14 protein-coding genes are annotated in these 18,124 nt (G+C 43.9%); 2 read left to right on the top strand and 12 right to left on the bottom strand.

The genetic code is table 11. From position 1 onward, the window contains the following. From RJ32_RS14020 to ubiG, 12 genes are all read right to left on the bottom strand, one after another. Positions 1-355: hypothetical protein (locus RJ32_RS14020; protein WP_034823081.1), on the bottom strand; the 355-nt coding region annotated here is incomplete at its 3' end. A gap of 104 nt (positions 356-459) precedes the next feature. Further along, positions 460-1,535, bottom strand: a protein-coding gene (locus tag RJ32_RS14025) for an IS3 family transposase (RefSeq protein ID WP_162839783.1) whose coding sequence is annotated in 2 segments (ribosomal slippage) — positions 460-1,286 and positions 1,286-1,535 — 1,077 coding nt in all. Because the reading frame shifts where the segments join, the coding sequence is not laid out codon by codon here. Then, a complete protein-coding gene (locus RJ32_RS14035; protein WP_034823087.1) occupies positions 1,483-1,959 on the bottom strand; it encodes a hypothetical protein in 477 nt (158 codons plus the stop codon). The genes RJ32_RS14025 and RJ32_RS14035 overlap by 53 nt, the downstream gene beginning before the upstream one ends. Positions 1,960-1,979: 20 nt before the next feature. Beyond that, positions 1,980-4,157: an AAA family ATPase gene (locus RJ32_RS14040; RefSeq protein ID WP_051018814.1), complete on the bottom strand. Its 2,178-nt coding sequence runs from the start codon at positions 4,155-4,157 to the stop codon at positions 1,980-1,982. Beyond that, a complete protein-coding gene (locus tag RJ32_RS14045; protein WP_034823089.1) occupies positions 4,157-4,600 on the bottom strand; it encodes a hypothetical protein in 444 nt (147 codons plus the stop codon). The genes RJ32_RS14040 and RJ32_RS14045 overlap by 1 nt, the downstream gene beginning before the upstream one ends. Beyond that, positions 4,600-4,998, bottom strand: coding sequence for a hypothetical protein (locus tag RJ32_RS14050; RefSeq protein WP_034823091.1), 399 nt, complete (start codon positions 4,996-4,998; stop codon positions 4,600-4,602). The genes RJ32_RS14045 and RJ32_RS14050 overlap by 1 nt, the downstream gene beginning before the upstream one ends. After that, a complete protein-coding gene (locus RJ32_RS14055; RefSeq protein WP_034823093.1) occupies positions 4,995-7,220 on the bottom strand; it encodes a hypothetical protein in 2,226 nt (741 codons plus the stop codon). Before RJ32_RS14055 ends, RJ32_RS14050 begins: the two co-directional genes overlap by 4 nt. Further along, positions 7,217-8,848 carry a site-specific integrase gene (locus RJ32_RS14060; protein WP_034823095.1) on the bottom strand — a complete coding sequence of 544 codons (1,632 nt, stop codon included), beginning with the start codon at positions 8,846-8,848 and terminating at the stop codon, positions 7,217-7,219. The genes RJ32_RS14055 and RJ32_RS14060 overlap by 4 nt, the downstream gene beginning before the upstream one ends. Further along, the gene (locus tag RJ32_RS14065; RefSeq protein ID WP_082815473.1) at positions 8,849-10,084 is read right to left on the bottom strand and encodes a site-specific integrase; all 1,236 of its coding nucleotides are present in this window, start codon (positions 10,082-10,084) and stop codon (positions 8,849-8,851) included. Between the two features lie 144 nt (positions 10,085-10,228). Then, positions 10,229-12,559: a class 1a ribonucleoside-diphosphate reductase subunit alpha gene (nrdA, locus tag RJ32_RS14070; protein ID WP_011234609.1), complete on the bottom strand. Its 2,331-nt coding sequence runs from the start codon at positions 12,557-12,559 to the stop codon at positions 10,229-10,231. Positions 12,560-12,831: 272 nt separating this feature from the next. Next, positions 12,832-13,515 carry an HAD family hydrolase gene (locus RJ32_RS14075; RefSeq protein WP_011234608.1) on the bottom strand — a complete coding sequence of 228 codons (684 nt, stop codon included), beginning with the start codon at positions 13,513-13,515 and terminating at the stop codon, positions 12,832-12,834. Beyond that, the gene (gene ubiG / locus RJ32_RS14080; protein WP_011234607.1) at positions 13,516-14,247 is read right to left on the bottom strand and encodes a bifunctional 2-polyprenyl-6-hydroxyphenol methylase/3-demethylubiquinol 3-O-methyltransferase UbiG; all 732 of its coding nucleotides are present in this window, start codon (positions 14,245-14,247) and stop codon (positions 13,516-13,518) included. 149 nt (positions 14,248-14,396) lie between these two features. Between ubiG and gyrA the strand changes: the two genes are divergently transcribed. Together gyrA and serC are read left to right on the top strand one after the other, a co-directional pair. Next, positions 14,397-17,036, top strand: a complete 2,640-nt coding sequence (gene gyrA / locus RJ32_RS14085) for a DNA gyrase subunit A (protein ID WP_034823099.1) — start codon at positions 14,397-14,399, stop codon at positions 17,034-17,036. Beyond that, a complete protein-coding gene (serC, locus tag RJ32_RS14090) occupies positions 17,033-18,118 on the top strand; it encodes a 3-phosphoserine/phosphohydroxythreonine transaminase (protein WP_034823102.1) in 1,086 nt (361 codons plus the stop codon). Before gyrA ends, serC begins: the two co-directional genes overlap by 4 nt. Positions 18,119-18,124: the final 6 nt, after the last annotated feature.

The raw sequence follows: 18,124 nt of genomic DNA on the forward strand, positions 1-18,124 counted from the left end.
GTTGTTCGGCCGCTATTTCAGCCATAATATTGTCATACTGAGTAAACATTTTTTCAACAGAGTTGGAAACTTCACCACCCGGCATATAAAGATTGACAGTAGCGATTCGAATATTATTTAACGCTTTTTCTTCTGCTTCCCTTGTTGATACAACATTATTTGTTGATATATTCATTGGCTTATCATAGGTCGCTTCAGGCTCTTTAGGCTGATCTTTATGATATATGTCCTTAGCTAGTCGCTCCATTTCACTATTTATTTGTTCTTTACCATTTACAGGTTTATTAACTTTCACTTCTGAACCGTTCGATATAAACTGCGATGCTAGATTAGTATCATTTGAATTAACTTTCATATCATTTTCCTTGTTCGTTATTTATTACTAGTTATCGGCAGGTTATTCTTTTACTTTTGACCTTTCCCCTGAACTAACACCATTTTATCGATGAAATTTCAGTTTTAAGCTACCTGTTTTGCAAACTCCACAGGCGGTAAATAATTTAACAAGCTATGCGGGCGTTCGTAATTGTAATGACGCTGCCACTGCTCTATTTCATACCTCGCTTCGTCGAGCGTTCTAAACCAGTTCTGATCAAGACATTCATTCCTAAACTTACCATTCAAACTCTCAACAAAAGCGTTCTGTGTTGGTTTTCCTGGCTGAATAAAACTCAACCTTACATCGTTGCTTTTGCTCCAGAAAAACATAGCTTTACTGGTAAATTCGGTGCCATTATCGCAGACAATATGCTCTGGCTTGCTGCGCTCGTCGATAAGCTGAGACAAAAAGCGCGATACTTGCTGTCCTGAAATCGATACTGAGACAAGTTGCCCAACCATTTCCCGGCTAAAATCATCGACAACGTTCAATACTCTGAAACGTCGGCCACTTGCCAACTGGTCAGACACAAAGTCCATCGACCATCGCTCATTAACACGCTGCGGTGCGTCCATAACGACACGCGGTCGTGTCAGCTTTTTACGTTTCTTGGTCCGAACCTGAAGCCCTTGTTCGGTATAAAGGCGATAGGTTCGCTTCTTATTCTTTACAAGCCCCTCGCGCTTAAGCAACCCGTGCAGCAGTAAATAGCCATACCGTGGATATTCCACGGCAAGCTCCTTTAGGCGAGTCGTTACCCGCTCGTCATCTCGTTGCTTTGGCTTATATCGGTACGCTGTTCGGCTCAGCCCAACCAACTTGCACGCAAGGCGTTCGCTTAGCTTATACGCAGAGATTAAGTGCTCTACGACACGCTTCTTGTTGGCGGGCTTCACCACTTTTTTGAGACTACGTCCTTTAAGGCTTCTGTCTCAAGCATTTTCTCCGCCAGTAGCTTTTTAAGCTTGCTATTCTCAGACTCAAGCTCTTTTAAACGCTTGGCCTCATTCACTTCCATTCCGGCGTATTTACTACGCCAGTTATAAAACGTGCCGCTGGAAATGCCCACGCGACGACAAATTTCGTCAACTTTTGCACCGGCCTCATGCTCTTTGATGGCCTTGATGATTTGCTCTTCGCTGTAACGTTTTTTCATATCGAGATCTCCACTTGACCCATTTTAATGGAAATCTCATCGATGTCATGGTCCTATTTTTGGGGGAGAGATCATCGAATCTCGAATAGTCATTTTCATCCATGTAAAGCTTGGCTTTATATCTGCTGCCATAGATTTCACTGAATATTTTAAATACCGATTCGTCAGTGTCTTTTAGGTTCATAGCGGAGAATGACTGTGCAGAGTCGCAATATTCCTTAAAATACTCCCCAATTAAAAAATTAATTTTCGCAACGTTTTCGTAAAACTCAGCAGTAATTTGAACTTTCTTTTCATGTTTCCATGAAATTTTTTTTTCGAGAATTGCGGCTGGTAATTTTATATACGCCGTTAAAAGCGCACCCAAAATAAAAGTAATAATCGCTATAATGTTATCACTTATGAGATCAATTAGTTCTGTCATACACTTCCTTGTCTGAACTTCTAACTTAACTGAACGCTCAGAAACTTCGGTAGATTGGTGTGTCTTTTATGAGCGTTTGATGCCGTCAGAGCACTGTACATGCTTTGTCGTTGACCAACAAATACAACCTGCTTTTTGGCTCTTGTCAGTGCCGTATAAATTAGGTGACGGTCGAGGTTACGCGACTCTTTAATAACAACGATTACTCGTTCAAACTGGCTTCCTTGCGCTTTGTGTACCGTTAAAGCATAAGCATGTTCCAAGTTTGACAGTTCGATGATAGACAGGTCGGTAGCATTCCCTTCGAAATCAACTGTCACAGAATCACGGTTAAAGGCGAGAACTTTACCAACAGATCCATTACGAATATCTCTTTGATAGTCGTTTTTGGTATACATTACCAATTCGCCAACTCGCAATGCTCGACCGCTAATGTGGCAATTTACATTGCCAAAATCTTCATGGTCAAAATTAACAACCTCTCCTTGAGAAAATTTATCATAGATACCGCAGTTTAAATTAATCACACCACCATTAAGGTTTTTAGTCGGAGAGAGAATGAGCACGTCATTATTAGAGCCATCACCACCTAGGGCTTCATAAACCTCAATGCATTTTCGTTCAATATCTGTTGAGTTACATTCGATAAAATTAACGCCATCAGCTATCCCAAGAAATGGTTTAAATTCAAGGTCTGTTTCATCTTTCTGAAACCCTCTTATTTTAAGGGCGACACTCGGAATTCCTGAAGATTCAGCTTGTCTTTTTACTGTAGTAAGGTTGGCTTTAGGTATGGCTTGCTTCACCAAGGCATGTAGACTCAGTCCGATTCCGACTGGGGGGAGTTGCTCTTCATCACCAGTCAGTATGAGTCTGCCTCGACATGGTATTCGCTTGAGTATTTTAAATAGTGATAAAACATCAATCATAGATGCTTCATCTACGATGAATACCGCATCATCGTCAATATCTTCAGCATCAACATTGTACATAAACGATGCAACAGTAATAGCTTCCCTGCCAGTTGCTTCGGTAATTCTTTGAGCAGCCTTCCCAGCGAGTGCCATTAAGAATATTTGCTTGGTTTGATGTAATGACCCTAAAACGAAACAAATAGCTTCTATTACCGTTGTTTTACCGCAACCAGCACCACCTGTAAGTACAGCTAATCGGTTCGTGCAGCATTGAGTTACCGCTTCTCTTTGTTCTTGAGTGAGATTAAACCCTGCTCCTATTTCGAAGGTATCGATTTTTGCGCTTATCTGTTTTTCCTGTCCCTTATTTAAGTTTGCCTGAGCCAGATTGGCTATTATTTCCGCCACGCCTGATTCAATAATATCCATACTCCTGACTTGAGTGATATTACCATCAACGATTATTTCACCCGATTCTTGAGCGAGTTGTAAGGCTTCGCTACTCAAAGATCCTAAAAGACGTTTTACTCGGTATTTTGCTTCGCTAGTTGGCAAGCAGGTGTTACCAGCATTGAAAGCACTAAACAATACTTCTTTAACGTATGCAATTAGTCGTTGTGGAGAGTCGAGAGAAAATCCTAGACGGTTAATTGCATATTCATCAACCATTTTTAGGTTTGCCATGAAGATACTTAGAAGATAAGGGTTTGCTTGGATTTTTTCGTAGGCTTCTGCGCCCCAAATTCTGAGGACCGATTCTCCTATTTGGTGCGGTACACCAAGTTCATCAAGTAACTTGAGGGTGTTTAAATCCTGATATCCCTTCAGTCCATTAATGAGCCTCGTTGCAACATCCCGGCCCAGCATAGGCAGCAATCGTTCTATTTCGTTGTTGGCAGCTATTTGATAAAGCTCGTCGCCAAAGAATGAAACGAGCTTTTCTGCTTTGATTTTACTGACTCCAGCAAACTCTTTTGATTCTGACAGTAATCGCTTAAGGTTTTCATTAGAAGCTTTTGCAAAACGAAGTTCATTTGGCACGAGTACATTTTCATTTGCACTGGTGCCGTCTTTCCATTTAATGGTTTGTGTTTCAACATTACCGCTGACAGACCAGATGTGCCCCTCTTTGAAGATTGATGGAGTAGGGGCAATTTTCCAATCGGCTTTAACTACATATCGTGTCGGTTTTTTTTCTAGAGTATTTGCTGAAAATATAATGCCGCCGATCTTGCCTCTATTCCGGACTTTTCGAATTTGCAACAAACCAGAATATGCACTCATTACAACCTTCCAGTTTCAAGCATATAACGTTCTATCTCTTCGAGGCGAGCAAGCTTTTTTTGCGACTTATCCAGCTCCAACTTAGTTCTAAAAAGCTCTTCTTCAAGCGCAGCGCTGGTTTCCTGCGCTTTTTTAATTGCCGCTTTGTCACGACTTAAACTGATCGAACCTGTTTTGGTCGCTAGCTTCTGTGAACCTGTACGGGCATCCTTGATTAGAATACCTTTCAATATTAAGTCTTGTTTTACGGCCTCATATTCCGCTTTAATCTTCGAGTTTTCAGTAATCCTCTTTCGATCAAACTCGCATTCCCGTGCAATCATTTTTTTATTTAAATCAAGAAGGTTTGGGAGGGTGTAATCCTCCCAGTCACCTTGTTTATTTCTCTCATCGATGAAAGCTAAGAATCGTTCAAGGTTAACTTTAGCTGCTGGATTACTCACTAAGCCTCCTTGTGTTTTTTCATCTTGGTTGGGTAGACAAACTGTGGGTCAATTCCATGATCTTCTAACATCTGGTAGCAGTCATTAAGCCTTAATTGTAAAGCTTCCAACGTCTCCTCAAGCTTTCCGTTTTTAGCTTTTTCATCTTCAAGTTTTTCTTTAATACCTGATACCGGCGCTGGCCCAGTGGCTGGATTGGTTGGCTTGAATCCTTTGAGGATTTCTTTCACCTCTTTGTACCGAGTCATATACTTCTTATTGCGGTTCAAGGTCATTCGCGTAATACCGCACCTCTCAGCGATGTATTCGTGTCCAAATTCACCTTTAAACTCAGGGTTATTAGCAAAAAACTCTAAATTCAAAAGAGCTTTTGAAAGCCATTCTGGTGATTTGCTCATACAGCCTCCTCAGGCTTGAAAACCTGCACCACTGGGATAGTGTTGTCTTTTATTGAGTTTGCACGCTCATAGGCCCTCAGAGCATTGTCACAGCCTTTAATGGTATCAATGCAATAGCGGACATGCTGATCAAGTGGCTCTTGTCTATTGAGCGTGTGTAGCAAATTTTCATAGTTAGGAAGTAAAACAGACAATTGCGCTTCATAGTGTGCTTTGGTGTTGATGATTGATTGTCTCGCTTCTTCATCATCAGGGTCGATACCGAAGTGTTGGCATCCTTGTCCATCCTCACCGCGAAGACACATCATGCCCTTTTCACAGGGGCTGACATCTAGATCTCTATTACATGTTCCCCACGGCGTATAGTGAACCACAGACAGGGTGTGGTTTAATGCGTTCTCAATTTCGCTGTGAGGTACGCCGTTTTCTCTCATGCGCTTTACACGACGCCCCAATACGTCATCTGGCGGTGTCTCTGCCAAGTATCTTGACCTGATCCCTTCGGCTCTCTCTTTTGGCGTCCTATGGTCGTAGTGTCGGGTTTGACCCAATTTTCTGCCCATAAAACGATCAATCATACTTTCGTTTTTACCTGAGCGAAGCAGGGCAGTAGTCAGCCAGTGTCTAAATTGATGGGAGCGAATATTGACAATTTTACCGTCATCATTTCTGACATCGTATCGTTGAAACACTGTTTTAGCTCTTGAGCTGTCATGAGATAGCCACATAAGGATATTTTTCTTGTAAATGGGCGTTGGTACAAAACCATGCCCTCTGCCGCTTGCATCAAACATGTCTTCCTTAACGATGAATAAAAAATCACTGAATGGCATTTCAAATGAGTAGGACGAAGAAGAAATCGTTTCATTCACTTTTTCATCTATCGCATTATCTTGATAAATACGTTGTTGATGTGAGCGGAAATAGTCCATCGCTATAGCTGCAACTACGGCTTTGGAATACACTCTTAGTTTTTGTTTTCTCCCACCGGAATTACCAGTGATAGATGTTATTAAACCTACAAATGAAGGTGCATAAGGCGCTGCTCTATACTCATTTTCTCTCAAAGAATTATAGGTCAATCCTGAGGGGTGAACATCGCCTGTTTTACCTATCTCCGACCTGCAAAAAAACATGTCAGGGTCATAACCATTTTCCAATAGCGATGTTGTTAATTCACTATTCCTATTTTCAAAGCTAAGAGCGTTTATAAAAGCCTGTTCTTTATGCAATTCCACTTGTTTTGCAAGCTTTCTGAATGGCTCGGTAATTTCAAGAATTCGTTTATGTGATTGGATAATAACGTCTTGCCATTTTCTGGGGATTGGGCGCGCATTGGCAAGCTCACCTTTTTCCGTAAGCACTCGCAGAAACCATTTACCTGTTATTTCATCATAACCAAGGCAGTCTTTGTGCAATCTGCATACTTCACCGACACGCAAACCTAATGCGAGAAAGAAGGGCATAGACAGAAGACGAAGCTCATCATAGTAAGGCTTAGGCTCTGGGTATTTGGCGGTCTCACCCCGTGCTAATCGTCTCACATCTTCGTCAAAACGCTGTTTTACAATGCCAATGTAACTGTCGATATTTTCATTGAATTTATTTTCTCTTGCCTTTGCCGATTCCTTGGATGTTACGTCGGCTCTGTCGAGAGCGGGATTTATCATTTTTACGGAAGGTGCGAAGCTTCGGCAAAGCTTGTTGGGAATGAGGAATTTTTTAACGAAACTCACAATGGTTTTATATCTCTCGAAAGGGCCTCTTGCACTAAACTTCGATTCCAGCATAGGAATCAACGCATCTAGCTTGTCCTGATTCAGCTTATGCAATGCTTGGATATTGTATTGGTAATATTCTCCGAGCCATGCTGTGAATGCCATCAAGGACGCTATGGTCTTGGGAGCGCCTTTGTGCCCTTTTATCTTGTGAAGAATGAACAGGCGGTATACATCTGCCCAGATCCCCTCAATGGCAACTTTATTTTCTGATGGGGTTTTACCTGTTACTGGATTCCCGGTGTTATCAATAGGACGTGTGAAATAAATTGTCCTATTACGATAAGTCCATACACTATCACCCCACTTACCAATTACTTTGCCAGATGCTACTAATGCCCTAAACTCTGGTTGAGCCAGTTTTTTGAGTTCTGTAACGCGTTCAACGAGTTGTGTATATTGCTGTTCTTGCTTACGGTTTCGAAGGCTGGTTACTGTGTTCATTGTTTACCTTCTTTGGTGATGCGCTGTGCTTCTACAATTTGAACAACGCCTTCGTAAGCTTCATCAAGTTGATGCTGCACTGGGCCAGAGGAATGGCGTTGCACGAATGCTCGTTCCGCCTCAATAACCTCTAGTTGAGCCTCATGATTGGCGTTTTTGAATGGGCGGAACTTGCCACACCCATAGCAGCTAACCGATGGATGCCATTCACAACGGCCTTTCTTCATGCACTTACCTAAATTGATTAGGTCTTTGCCTCGAACAAGCGTTCCTGTAAAGGTGTCATCATCTTCATCAATCACGTAGCCCTGCCAACGTGCCACAGCATTATCCATGACTTTGGATGATTCAAACGAGTCATCAATGAAGTCAATCAGATCCCGATTGTACTTGAAGTAATGTTGCACAGATGCGGTGCTTGAATGATCGAGGGCTATGGCAACTTCTTCTGGTGTTTTTCCTTCCAGCACCATTCGCGTTCCGAGGGTGTAGCGGAATCGATAGGCAGTAATTTTAAGAGGGAGAGGGTTACTGTCTTCGTCTTCCAAATAGGCCGACTTGATATTGAGTGCAGGCTCTATAATAGCCCTAAACCTATCCGTTATTGAATTAGATCTAAGGTGCCATGCGTATTCAATCAATTTCTTATCACTCAGATAATGTTCGTTAATTTTTTCTCTTTTTAACAAAGGACGTGGACGACGAACGCCGTCCACGTCGCAAAGCGATCTGTCGGCTTCGCTAGCAATGAGTGCTTGAATGTCATTAGCCAATTCCTTAGGAAGCTCTCGGAGTATAAAGTTGTTTGGGTTCCGCCTTAATTGCGCTACTTTTCCCTTTACGCGAGGGATAGTGATGAACCACGACAAGAGCGTTTTATCGTAGAAGACATCTTCCTCTCTAAGCAGTGCCATTTGAATGGGGCGAAGTCCAAATTTCATGGCGAGCCTGACCATGACTTTGTGCTGTAGTGACAGCTTTCCTTCTTGCAGCGCAATCGATATCTGCGCGATCTCTGAGCGTGTAAACGGGCCGTTTTCATGGTCAAGTAGCGATACTCGCTGCTTTGAGCTGCTGTTAGGGATGACCACTTCGTCTAACTTGAAGATGACCGTTTCATTGAAGCCCCAGAAGCCATTCTCTATTGCATAGTTGGCAAATTGTCGAATCGATAGCCAGATGCGTTGGATTGATTGGTGTTTAAGGATAATAGCGGACAGTTGCGATGCTATTTCTTTTGAGAACGCACTTTCTGAACTGAACGCTTTATCACTGAGTGTGATGTTAGCAAGCGCATCAAAACCAACACTGATATGATTTAGTGACGCAGGGGAGCGCGTTATAGCTGTATCAAGCCAGCAATGAACTGCGATAAAGTTGAGGTAAGGATAGCGTGAATAACTGTCATTGATCTTATAGAGATTTTCATCCTTGCCGACATTGATAATACGATGACGATTTATTAGGTAACCATTATCATCTCTTAGAGAAATACTTTGTCCATGAAAGGTTTCTATCTCAACAGGGAAGGGGTCGTAGTCACCGTTCAACTTCTCAACAGCGTCATAAATATCTTGATATACGTCGAGCTGTTGAGAGGTTAAATATTTGGTTTGTGCGTGTCCCACTTAGCTTGTCTCCTTATCGGCCAAATATGCACGAATACGCTTTTGTAAAATGGCATTGGTGTAGCGTTTTGGCATCGAGCTTGTTGATGACCATCCGCCCCACGTAGTGAGCGTATCCTGCATATCGCCTGCTTTAACCATGGGAGAATTCGCACTCTCATAGTTCTTATCAATACCATCTCTCAGCTCGCCACCTCTGGTCACGCGGAATTGATGCGGATGTACGACATGTTTCAAGTCAGGCGTTTTTCGAAAGAGACTATCAAGTACATAGTTAAGTCCTTTTGTTGTCATGGGACCACCATCTTGGTCACTTACGAACAAATATTGCGTAAAAGAACCTTTGTATGGTTTTCTCAGTAAAGGACGGTCTTCTTCGATATATTCAATCAGTAGTGAGGCAAGCCCTTGTGAAATAGGCAACTCTCGGCCTTGTGTTTTATGAGATGCCCCATCTTTCCTTGCTCTGTGTTGATTGCTATTGGTTTCTTGCTGCTGAATAACGACAGTAGGGTTAGTGGTGAGTTTTAGATCGTCATCATTATTTCGGATCAACATTAGCTCAGAAGCACGACAACCTAACTCACACAGCAGCATAACCAAGCAAGCATTGCGACGTTGCAACGCTTTTCTGAATGGGTTGATTTCGTTGGTGAAATTATCATCAGAAGGGCGAACAATATCGCGGATGATATTTATTTGTTCTGCTTCTAGCGGTTTCGTTTGTTTTGTCTGATTATCCACATCAGCTTTAGTAAAACGCTTCTTGGCGAGGTGGGCATTGTGTCTTGATACCGTTCGACTTAACGCATCAACCTTGTCTGGGTCTTCAATTTTTTCTATGTATCGACTGTAATGATATTGCAAAAACAGCATTATCGAATCAACACGTCGATTGAATGTGCTCGGGCTAACCTGTACTCCATCGTCAATATTATAATCGAAATTAATCAGCAAAAATGAAGCGAGGTCGTTCATTTGACGTCGTGTGATGATATTGAGCTTCGCCGCATTTTCGAAAAACAGAGGGTCGTGTCTGTCTAAATATTCGTAGAACAAGCACAAGTCATTTAAACGATGTTTTGCAGTATTAAACTTTTGCGACAACCACAGGTTCCATCCCCACAATGCAGCGGATGGCTCTGGGAGTTGATTGTTTCGCATATTCACCAGTAGCGGTAGTAGCTGATTTCCATACTGGGGATGCGGGACTGATTTAACACGATAATTTAGCATAACGTTACATTTATAATGCAAGATATATATGTTGTCAATTGGCAAAAGAAAAGGGCGCAAGGCCCTTTTAAATTAACTCATTGAAATATATGAAAAATATAATAAGTTATCCACAACAATGTTACACTTCATAAAAGTGAGAGTCTATATTTTGCAGGCGCCGCCGGCACAGTCATCATCTTCTTCAATGATCACTTCTGTCGGCTGAGCTTGAGACGCAGCAGCACCTTTACGTGCAGCAATGTCGGATTGATTATCCGCAGCACCGTCACGGGTGTTATGATAGTAAAGCGTCTTAACACCAAGCTTATAGGCCGTTAATAAGTCCTGCAGAAGCTGCTTCATTGGTACTTTTCCGGCTTGGAATTTACTTGGGTCGTAATTGGTGTTCGCAGAAATTGTCTGGTCGACAAACTTTTGCATAATACCAACCAGCTCAAGGTATCCCTTGTTGTTCGGGATTTGCCATAACAGCTCGTACTTGTCTTTTAAGTTTTCGTAATCAGGAACTACCTGTTTGGTGACACCGTCTTTTGACGACTTAATGCTGACAAAACCACGAGGCGGTTCAATACCGTTAGTCGCGTTAGAAATCTGCGACGATGTCTCAGAAGGCATTAACGCTGATAACGTGGAGTTACGCATGCCGTGTTGTTTGATGTCGGCACGAAGCTTGTCCCAGTCCAGATGCAGAGGTTCATCGCAAACCTTATCCAGGTCTTTCTTGTAGGTATCGGTTGGCATAATGCCCTGAGAGTAGGTGGTCTCATTAAATTTAGGGCACGCACCTCTTTCTTTAGCCAGATTCATTGACGCTTGCATCAGATAATACTGTATTGCCTCAAAGGTCTGATGAACCAGACCATTTGCAGAGCCGTCTGAATATTTAACGCCGTGCTTAGCTAAGTAGTAAGCAAAGTTAATCACACCAATGCCCAGAGTACGACGGTTCATTGTTGCATTATAAGCGGCCGGAACAGGGTATTCCTGATAGTCCAGCAGGCTATCCAGTGCGCGAACGGCTAAGTCGGCTAAGTTTTCAAACTCGCCCAGGTTTTCAATTTTGCCTAAGTTAAAGGCCGACAGCGTACAAAGGGCAATTTCACCTTCTTCGTCGTTCACATGACTTAGAGGCTTAGTTGGTAACGCAATTTCAAGACACAGGTTGCTCTGACGAATAGGAGCAACTTTAGAATCGAACGGGCTGTGCGTGTTGCAGTGGTCAACGTTTTGTACGTAGATACGGCCAGTACTGGCGCGTTCCTGCATAAACAAACCAAACAACTCAATGGCTTTAATACGTTTTTTGCGGATGCTTTCATCCTGCTCGTACTGAAGGTACAAACGCTCAAATTCGTCCTGATCTTCAAAGAATGCGTCGTAAAGGCCTGGCACATCCGACGGGCTGAACAAGGTAATGTAATCGTCTTTAATCAGACGCTGGTACATGGTGCGGTTAAACTGCACACCGTAATCCAGATGGCGAACCCGGTTTTCTTCAACACCGCGGTTGTTTTTCAGTACCAATAAGCTTTCAACTTCCAGATGCCAAAGCGGGTAGAACAGGGTAGCGGCGCCACCACGAACACCACCTTGCGAACAGCTTTTTACCGCTGTCTGGAAATATTTATAGAACGGAATACAACCTGTGTGGAAGGCTTCACCGTTACGGATCGGGCTGCCCAGAGCGCGAATACGCCCTGCGTTAATGCCAATACCGGCACGCTGCGATACGTATTTTACGATGGCGCTTGAAGTGGCATTAATAGAATCGAGACTATCGCCAGCTTCAATCAGAACGCAGGAGCTGAACTGACGCGTAGGCGTGCGCACACCCGACATAATAGGTGTTGGTAGCGAGATTTTGAATTCAGAAGCGGCGTCGTAGAAACGTTTAACGTAGTCCATACGAGTGCTTTTCGGGTAGTTGGCAAACAAACAAGCCGCTACCAGAATGTATAAGAACTGAGCGCTTTCATAGATGTCGCCGGTAACCCGGTTTTGAACCAGATATTTGTTCTCTAGCTGTTTAACGGCCGCGTACGAGAAGTTCATGTCACGCCAGTGATCCAGAATTTCGTCCATCTGGTCAAATTCTGCTTCAGTATAGTCTTCCAGCAGGTGCTCATCGTAGCGATGCTCTGCAACCATCTTTTTGACCTGGTCGTAAAGACGCGGTGGCTCAAACTTACCGTAGGCCCTTTTGCGCAAGTGGAAAATAGCCAGACGCGCAGCCATATATTGATAGTCGGGCGCTTCTTCTGAAATTAAATCAGCTGCAGCTTTGATGATGGTCTCGTGGATATCTTCGGTTTTAATACCGTCGTAAAACTGAATGTGAGACTTAATTTCGACCTGAGAAGCTGAAACATTGTTAAGACCTTCAGCGGCCCACATGATAACCCGGTGAATTTTATCGAGGTTTAGCGGTTCGCGTTCGCCGCTGCGTTTAGTGACATAAAGTTGCTCGTTCATTTTGCGCCGACTCTTAGCTTTTTGTTATATGTTTGTAGCCACAAGATATTGTGCTTATTAGTTGTACAGGGCGATATTTACACAATATCTAGTGTCTTGGGAATGAAGAGTATGCTAGGTCTAACTGCCACTTCGATCAAGTAAATTTACGGGCAAAAACAGGAATAATTTTGATTTAGAAATCTTGATTTTTTGTCAGCCTTTGTTTGGCGTGAGTTTGCGCTGGTAATCTTGCTATATATTTTTTTGATCTTTTAAAAGATGTTTATAGATCAAGAATTATCAATAGCTAGTAACTTCAGTAACTCCAGTGGTGAGGCGATATGATAGTCGGCTTGCCAGCGTTGCGGCTGATCCTCATTGCTAATATAACCATATTCAGCAAGCACAGTAACCATGCCGGCATTGCGACCAGCTTCGATATCCCGTTCCGCATCTCCGACATAAAGACAGTCGGCAGGTTCTATTCCCAGCTTTTCAGCCGCATAGAATAAAGGTTCCGGCGAAGGCTTTGCTACGCTTAAGGTATCACCGCTTACGACCACACGAATAGCTTCAAACTCCGGGAAGTGAGGCAATAATTGTTGGGTTAGGCGCTCTGGCTTATTGGTGACTATAGCAACTTGAATAGATTCACGCTGCAGCACGGCAAGTAGCTCCAAAACCCCAGGGTAGGGTTGCGTATGAGTGGCTATATTTTGTTTATAAGCACTGAGAAAAGCGTGCCTGAGTTCGGCTTCCATGTCGCTGTACTCATTGGCAAAAGCTAGCTGCAGCATACCTCTGGAGCCATGCGACGCGACTGGCGTAAACACCTCAGCCGTAATAGCAGGGCGTTCGTATTGTTCGCATACAGCGTTCAGTGCAGCACCCAGATCTGGGGCTGTATCAAGCAGCGTGCCGTCTAAATCGAACAATACCGCCTTTACCGGAGAATTCCTGTCTGATGAGGCCATTTATGACTCCGGCTTCTTTAAAGCGATAATGTAATTCACATCAACATCTTTTTCTGAAAGAACAAATCCTTTCAGTGGATTAAAGATAAGACCATTAATGGCGATATCTTCTAACGCGGCGGCATCTGTCATACGCAGTAGCTCTGATGGTTTGATAAAACGTTGATGCTGATGAGTTCCTTTGGGAACCCAGCCTAAAACATGCTCAGCGGCAACAATACCTAATAGCCAAGACTTTACATTCCGGTTTAGCGTGGAAAAAAAGATCTTCCCGCCAGGTTTTAGTGCTTTAGCACAGGCTTTTACAATAGCTTTAGGGTCAGGTACATGCTCCAGCATCTCCAGACAAGTCACCACATCAAAGCTTGCTGGCTGCTGATCCGCCAGAGTTTCAATAGCAATGCATTGGTAGTCGATTTGACGGCCGCTTTCTAATGCGTGCAAACGTGCCACTTTTAATGACTGTTCGGCTAAATCAACCCCCGTAACCTGAGCACCACGTTCAGCCATAGCTTCGCTGAGTAACCCACCGCCGCAGCCGACATCCAGTACCTTTTTACCGAATAGGCCGTCAGTATGGTTTTCAATGAACCCTAGTCGAACGGGGTTTATTTTATGTAAGGGTTTGAATTCTCCATCGGGGTCCCACCAGCGCGAGGCCAGGGCTGAAAATTTTGCGATCTCTTCCGGATCGACGTTTTTTTGTTCACTTTTAGAGCGACTGGTGGTCATAGATTATGCGTCTTTAAGAGATGGATAACGCGGCTAGTCTACCTCAGGCAAAGAATAAGAAAAAGAGGGTGCGAGACGCGTTTGGGATGGGTACAATGATTGGATCAAAATAACAATGAATATGCGGATCTATATTTAGGGAATAAACTATGAGCGATCTAGCCAGAGAAGTGTCACCGGTAAATATCGAAGACGAACTAAAAAGCTCGTACCTCGATTATGCCATGAGCGTCATTGTTGGGCGTGCTTTACCAGATGTTCGTGATGGCCTGAAGCCAGTACACAGACGAGTCTTGTTCGCAATGAGTGAATTGCGCAACGACTTTAATAAACCTTATAAAAAGTCAGCTCGTGTCGTTGGTGACGTCATTGGTAAATATCACCCACATGGTGATAGTGCTGTTTACGACACTATTGTACGTATGGCACAGAATTTCTCCTTGCGTTATATGCTGGTCGATGGCCAGGGTAACTTTGGTTCGGTTGACGGCGACTCTGCCGCAGCGATGCGTTATACCGAAATTCGCATGGCGAAAATTGCGCATCAGTTACTTGCCGATTTAGATAAAGAAACGGTTGATTTTGTAGACAACTATGATGGTACCGAGCGTATTCCTGACGTTCTGCCTACCCGTGTACCTAACCTGTTAGTTAATGGTTCTTCTGGTATTGCCGTTGGTATGGCGACAAACATCCCGCCTCATAATCTGACCGAAGTTGTCGATGGTGCACTCGCCATGATTGATAACCCGGACATTGATGTTGAAGGGCTAATGGAATACATCCCGGGGCCGGACTTCCCGACAGCGGCAACAATTTCTGGCCGTAGCGGTATTGTCGAAGCGTATAAAACCGGTCGTGGCCGTATTCATTTGCGCGCTCAGGCGGAAATTGAAGTTGACGAGAAAACGGGTAAAGAAACCATCATTGTTACGGAAATTCCGTATCAGGTGAATAAAGCTCGCTTAATTGAAAAAATTGCTGAGTTGGTTAAAGAAAAACGCGTTGAAGGTATAAGTGCCTTGCGCGATGAGTCTGATAAAGACGGTATGCGTATCGTTATTGAGATCCGTCGTGGCGATGTTGGCGAAGTTGTTCTTAACCATTTGTACGCTAATACCCAGTTACAGGTTGTGTTTGGTATCAACATGGTTGCCCTGGATAAAGGCCAGCCGCGTTTGTTTAACCTGCGCGATATGCTGGATTGTTTTGTCCGTCATCGTCGTGAAGTGGTTACGCGCCGATCAGTCTACGAGTTACGTAAAGCGCGTGAACGTGCTCATATTTTGGAAGGTCTGGCGATATCGCTGGCTAATATTGACGAAATTATTGAGCTTATCCGTCGTTCACCAACGCCTGCTGAAGCTAAAGCTGGTCTAATTGCCCGCGCATGGCAGCTGGGTGATGTTGCTTCAATGCTGGAAACTGCCGGCGTTGATGCTGCACGTCCTGATCATCTGCCAGAAGAATACGGCATTCGCGATGGCAACTATCACCTGACCGAAGAACAAGCTCAGGCTATTCTTGATTTACGCCTGCACAAATTGACCGGTTTAGAACACGAAAAAATTCTGGATGAATATAAAGGTCTGCTAGAACAGATTGCTGAACTGCTGCATATTCTGAACAGTTCAGAGCGCCTGATGGAAGTGATTCGTGAAGAACTGGTAGAAATACGTAACAACTTCGGCGATGAGCGTAAAACGGACATTACTGCTGCTGCACACGACATCAGCATGGAAGATTTAATCAACGAAGAAGACGTGGTTCTGACTCTTTCTCACGAAGGCTATGTGAAGTATCAGCCACTGACTGAGTACGAAGCGCAACGTCGTGGTGGTAAAGGTAAAGCCGCCACTAAGATGAAAGACGAAGACTTTATAGAAAGACTGTGGGTAGCGAACACGCATGACACCATTTTGTGCTTCTCAACCCGTGGCCGTATTTACTGGATGAAAGTTTACCAGTTGCCGCTGGCTAGCCGTGCGTCTCGTGGTAAACCAATAGTGAACTTGTTGCCGCTTGAAGCTGATGAGCGTATTACCGCTATTTTGCCAACACGGGACTATCCGGAAGATAAGTTCGTTGTTATGGCAACACGCAAAGGAACCATCAAGAAAACGCCATTACCAGAGTACTCACGTCCTCGTAACGGCGGCATCATTGCACTGAACCTAGTTGATGACGACGAGCTGATTGGTGTTGATATCACTGACGGGAACGGCGAAATTATGCTGTTCTCTGACGCCGGTAAAGTGGTGCGCTTCGCTGAAGAGCAAGTGCGCTCAATGGGTCGTACCGCAACAGGTGTTCGTGGTATTCGCTTAGAAGAAGGGCAACGTGTTGTATCACTGATTGTTCCTCGCGAATACGAAGAGGAAGAAGCGAATGTATTAACCGTGACTGAAAACGGTTACGGCAAACGTACGCCGCTAAGTGAATACCCAGCTAAGAGCCGCGCTACCAAAGGTGTGGTCTCTATTAAGGTCAGTGAGCGTAATGGTTCAGTTGTAGGCGCCATGGAGGTTATTGATGGCAATGAAATCATGCTTATCAGTAATAAAGGCACTCTGGTAAGAACTCGCGTCAACGAGGTTTCTACTGTTGGTCGTAACACTCAGGGCGTGCGCTTAATTCGCACCGCTGATGATGAAAAAGTGGTTGGCTTACAGCGTATTGACGAAATTGATGAAGATGAAGTGTTAATTGACGGCGAGGTTGTTGCTGAAGAAGGTGAAACCGCAGCTGAAGACAATATTGAAAATCAAGAAGGTTCCGACGAGTCATGAGTCAGTTGTTTAACTTTTCTGCTGGACCGGCAATGTTGCCGGTCGACGTTTTGAAACAAGCTCAGGAAGAGTTACTGAACTGGAATGGGCAGGGCGTATCGGTGATGGAAATTTCTCACCGCGACCCTGTTTATGTCCACATGGCACGTGAAGCCGAGCAAGACCTGCGCGACCTGTTAAACGTACCTGATGACTATGAAGTACTCTTTTTGCAAGGCGGTGGCCGCGGCCAGTTTTCTGCGGTTCCGCAAAATATAGCGTCACCGGATGCCACTGTAGATTATCTGGATACAGGAATTTGGTCTGGTTTTGCTATCAGGGAAGCCGAAAAGTTTGTTTCTAAAGTGAATGTTGCCGGGCAAGTTCAGGAAGGCGCTAAAGGCAAAGAAATTCAGTCTCCAGAAAACTGGAAGTTGTCTGAGAATGCCGCCTATTTTCATTATTGCCCTAATGAAACAGTCGATGGTATTGCGCTGCATGAGATTCCTGACGTAAAAGCGCCAATTGTTGCTGATATGTCATCGAATATTCTTTCTGAACCACTGGATGTCTCAAAGTTTGGCGTCATATACGCTGGAGCTCAAAAGAATATTGGCCCTTCCGGTTTTGCCATTGCGATTGTTAAAAAGTCTCTATTAGGTCATCCGCAGAAGCAGGTGTCATCTATTATGGATTACCAGCTTCAGGCTAAAGACGGGTCTATGTACAACACGCCCAACACTTTTGCCTGGTACCTGGCCGGGTTGGTATTCAAGTGGCTAAAAGCTCAGGGCGGATTAACCGCTATGGGCGAACGCAACCGGCATAAAGCACAGCTTTTATATGATTTTGTCGATAAGTCCGATTTTTACAGAAATGATATTAATCCGGCTTACCGTTCAATTATGAACATTCCTTTCCAATTGGCCGACGACAAGCTTGATGCAGAATTTTTGCAAGGCGCTAAAAACCAAGGTTTATTGGGGCTAAAAGGGCATCGCTTTGTTGGTGGCATGAGAGCTAGTATTTATAACGCAATGCCAGTGGAAGGCGTAGAAGCATTGTTAAGTTATATGGCTGATTTCGAGCGCAAGCTTGGCTAAATAAAT

This window comes from Idiomarina sp. 28-8 (genome assembly GCF_000320945.2).
Taxonomy (GTDB): Bacteria; Pseudomonadota; Gammaproteobacteria; order Enterobacterales; family Alteromonadaceae; genus Idiomarina; species Idiomarina loihiensis.

Bases quoted from the DNA above. Each gene is read 5' to 3' on its own strand.
- RJ32_RS14040 (WP_051018814.1), bottom strand. From the start codon at position 4,157: ATGAGTGCATATTCTGGTTTGTTGCAAATTCGAAAAGTCCGGAATAGA.
- RJ32_RS14050 (WP_034823091.1), bottom strand. From the start codon at position 4,998: ATGAGCAAATCACCAGAATGGCTTTCAAAAGCTCTTTTGAATTTAGAG.
- RJ32_RS14075 (WP_011234608.1), bottom strand. From the start codon at position 13,515: ATGGCCTCATCAGACAGGAATTCTCCGGTAAAGGCGGTATTGTTCGAT.
- RJ32_RS14065 (WP_082815473.1), bottom strand. From the start codon at position 10,084: ATGCTAAATTATCGTGTTAAATCAGTCCCGCATCCCCAGTATGGAAAT.
- RJ32_RS14035 (WP_034823087.1), bottom strand. From the start codon at position 1,959: ATGACAGAACTAATTGATCTCATAAGTGATAACATTATAGCGATTATT.
- serC (WP_034823102.1), top strand. From the start codon at position 17,033: ATGAGTCAGTTGTTTAACTTTTCTGCTGGACCGGCAATGTTGCCGGTC.
- nrdA (WP_011234609.1), bottom strand. From the start codon at position 12,559: ATGAACGAGCAACTTTATGTCACTAAACGCAGCGGCGAACGCGAACCG.
- gyrA (WP_034823099.1), top strand. From the start codon at position 14,397: ATGAGCGATCTAGCCAGAGAAGTGTCACCGGTAAATATCGAAGACGAA.
- ubiG (WP_011234607.1), bottom strand. From the start codon at position 14,247: ATGACCACCAGTCGCTCTAAAAGTGAACAAAAAAACGTCGATCCGGAA.
- RJ32_RS14055 (WP_034823093.1), bottom strand. From the start codon at position 7,220: ATGAACACAGTAACCAGCCTTCGAAACCGTAAGCAAGAACAGCAATAT.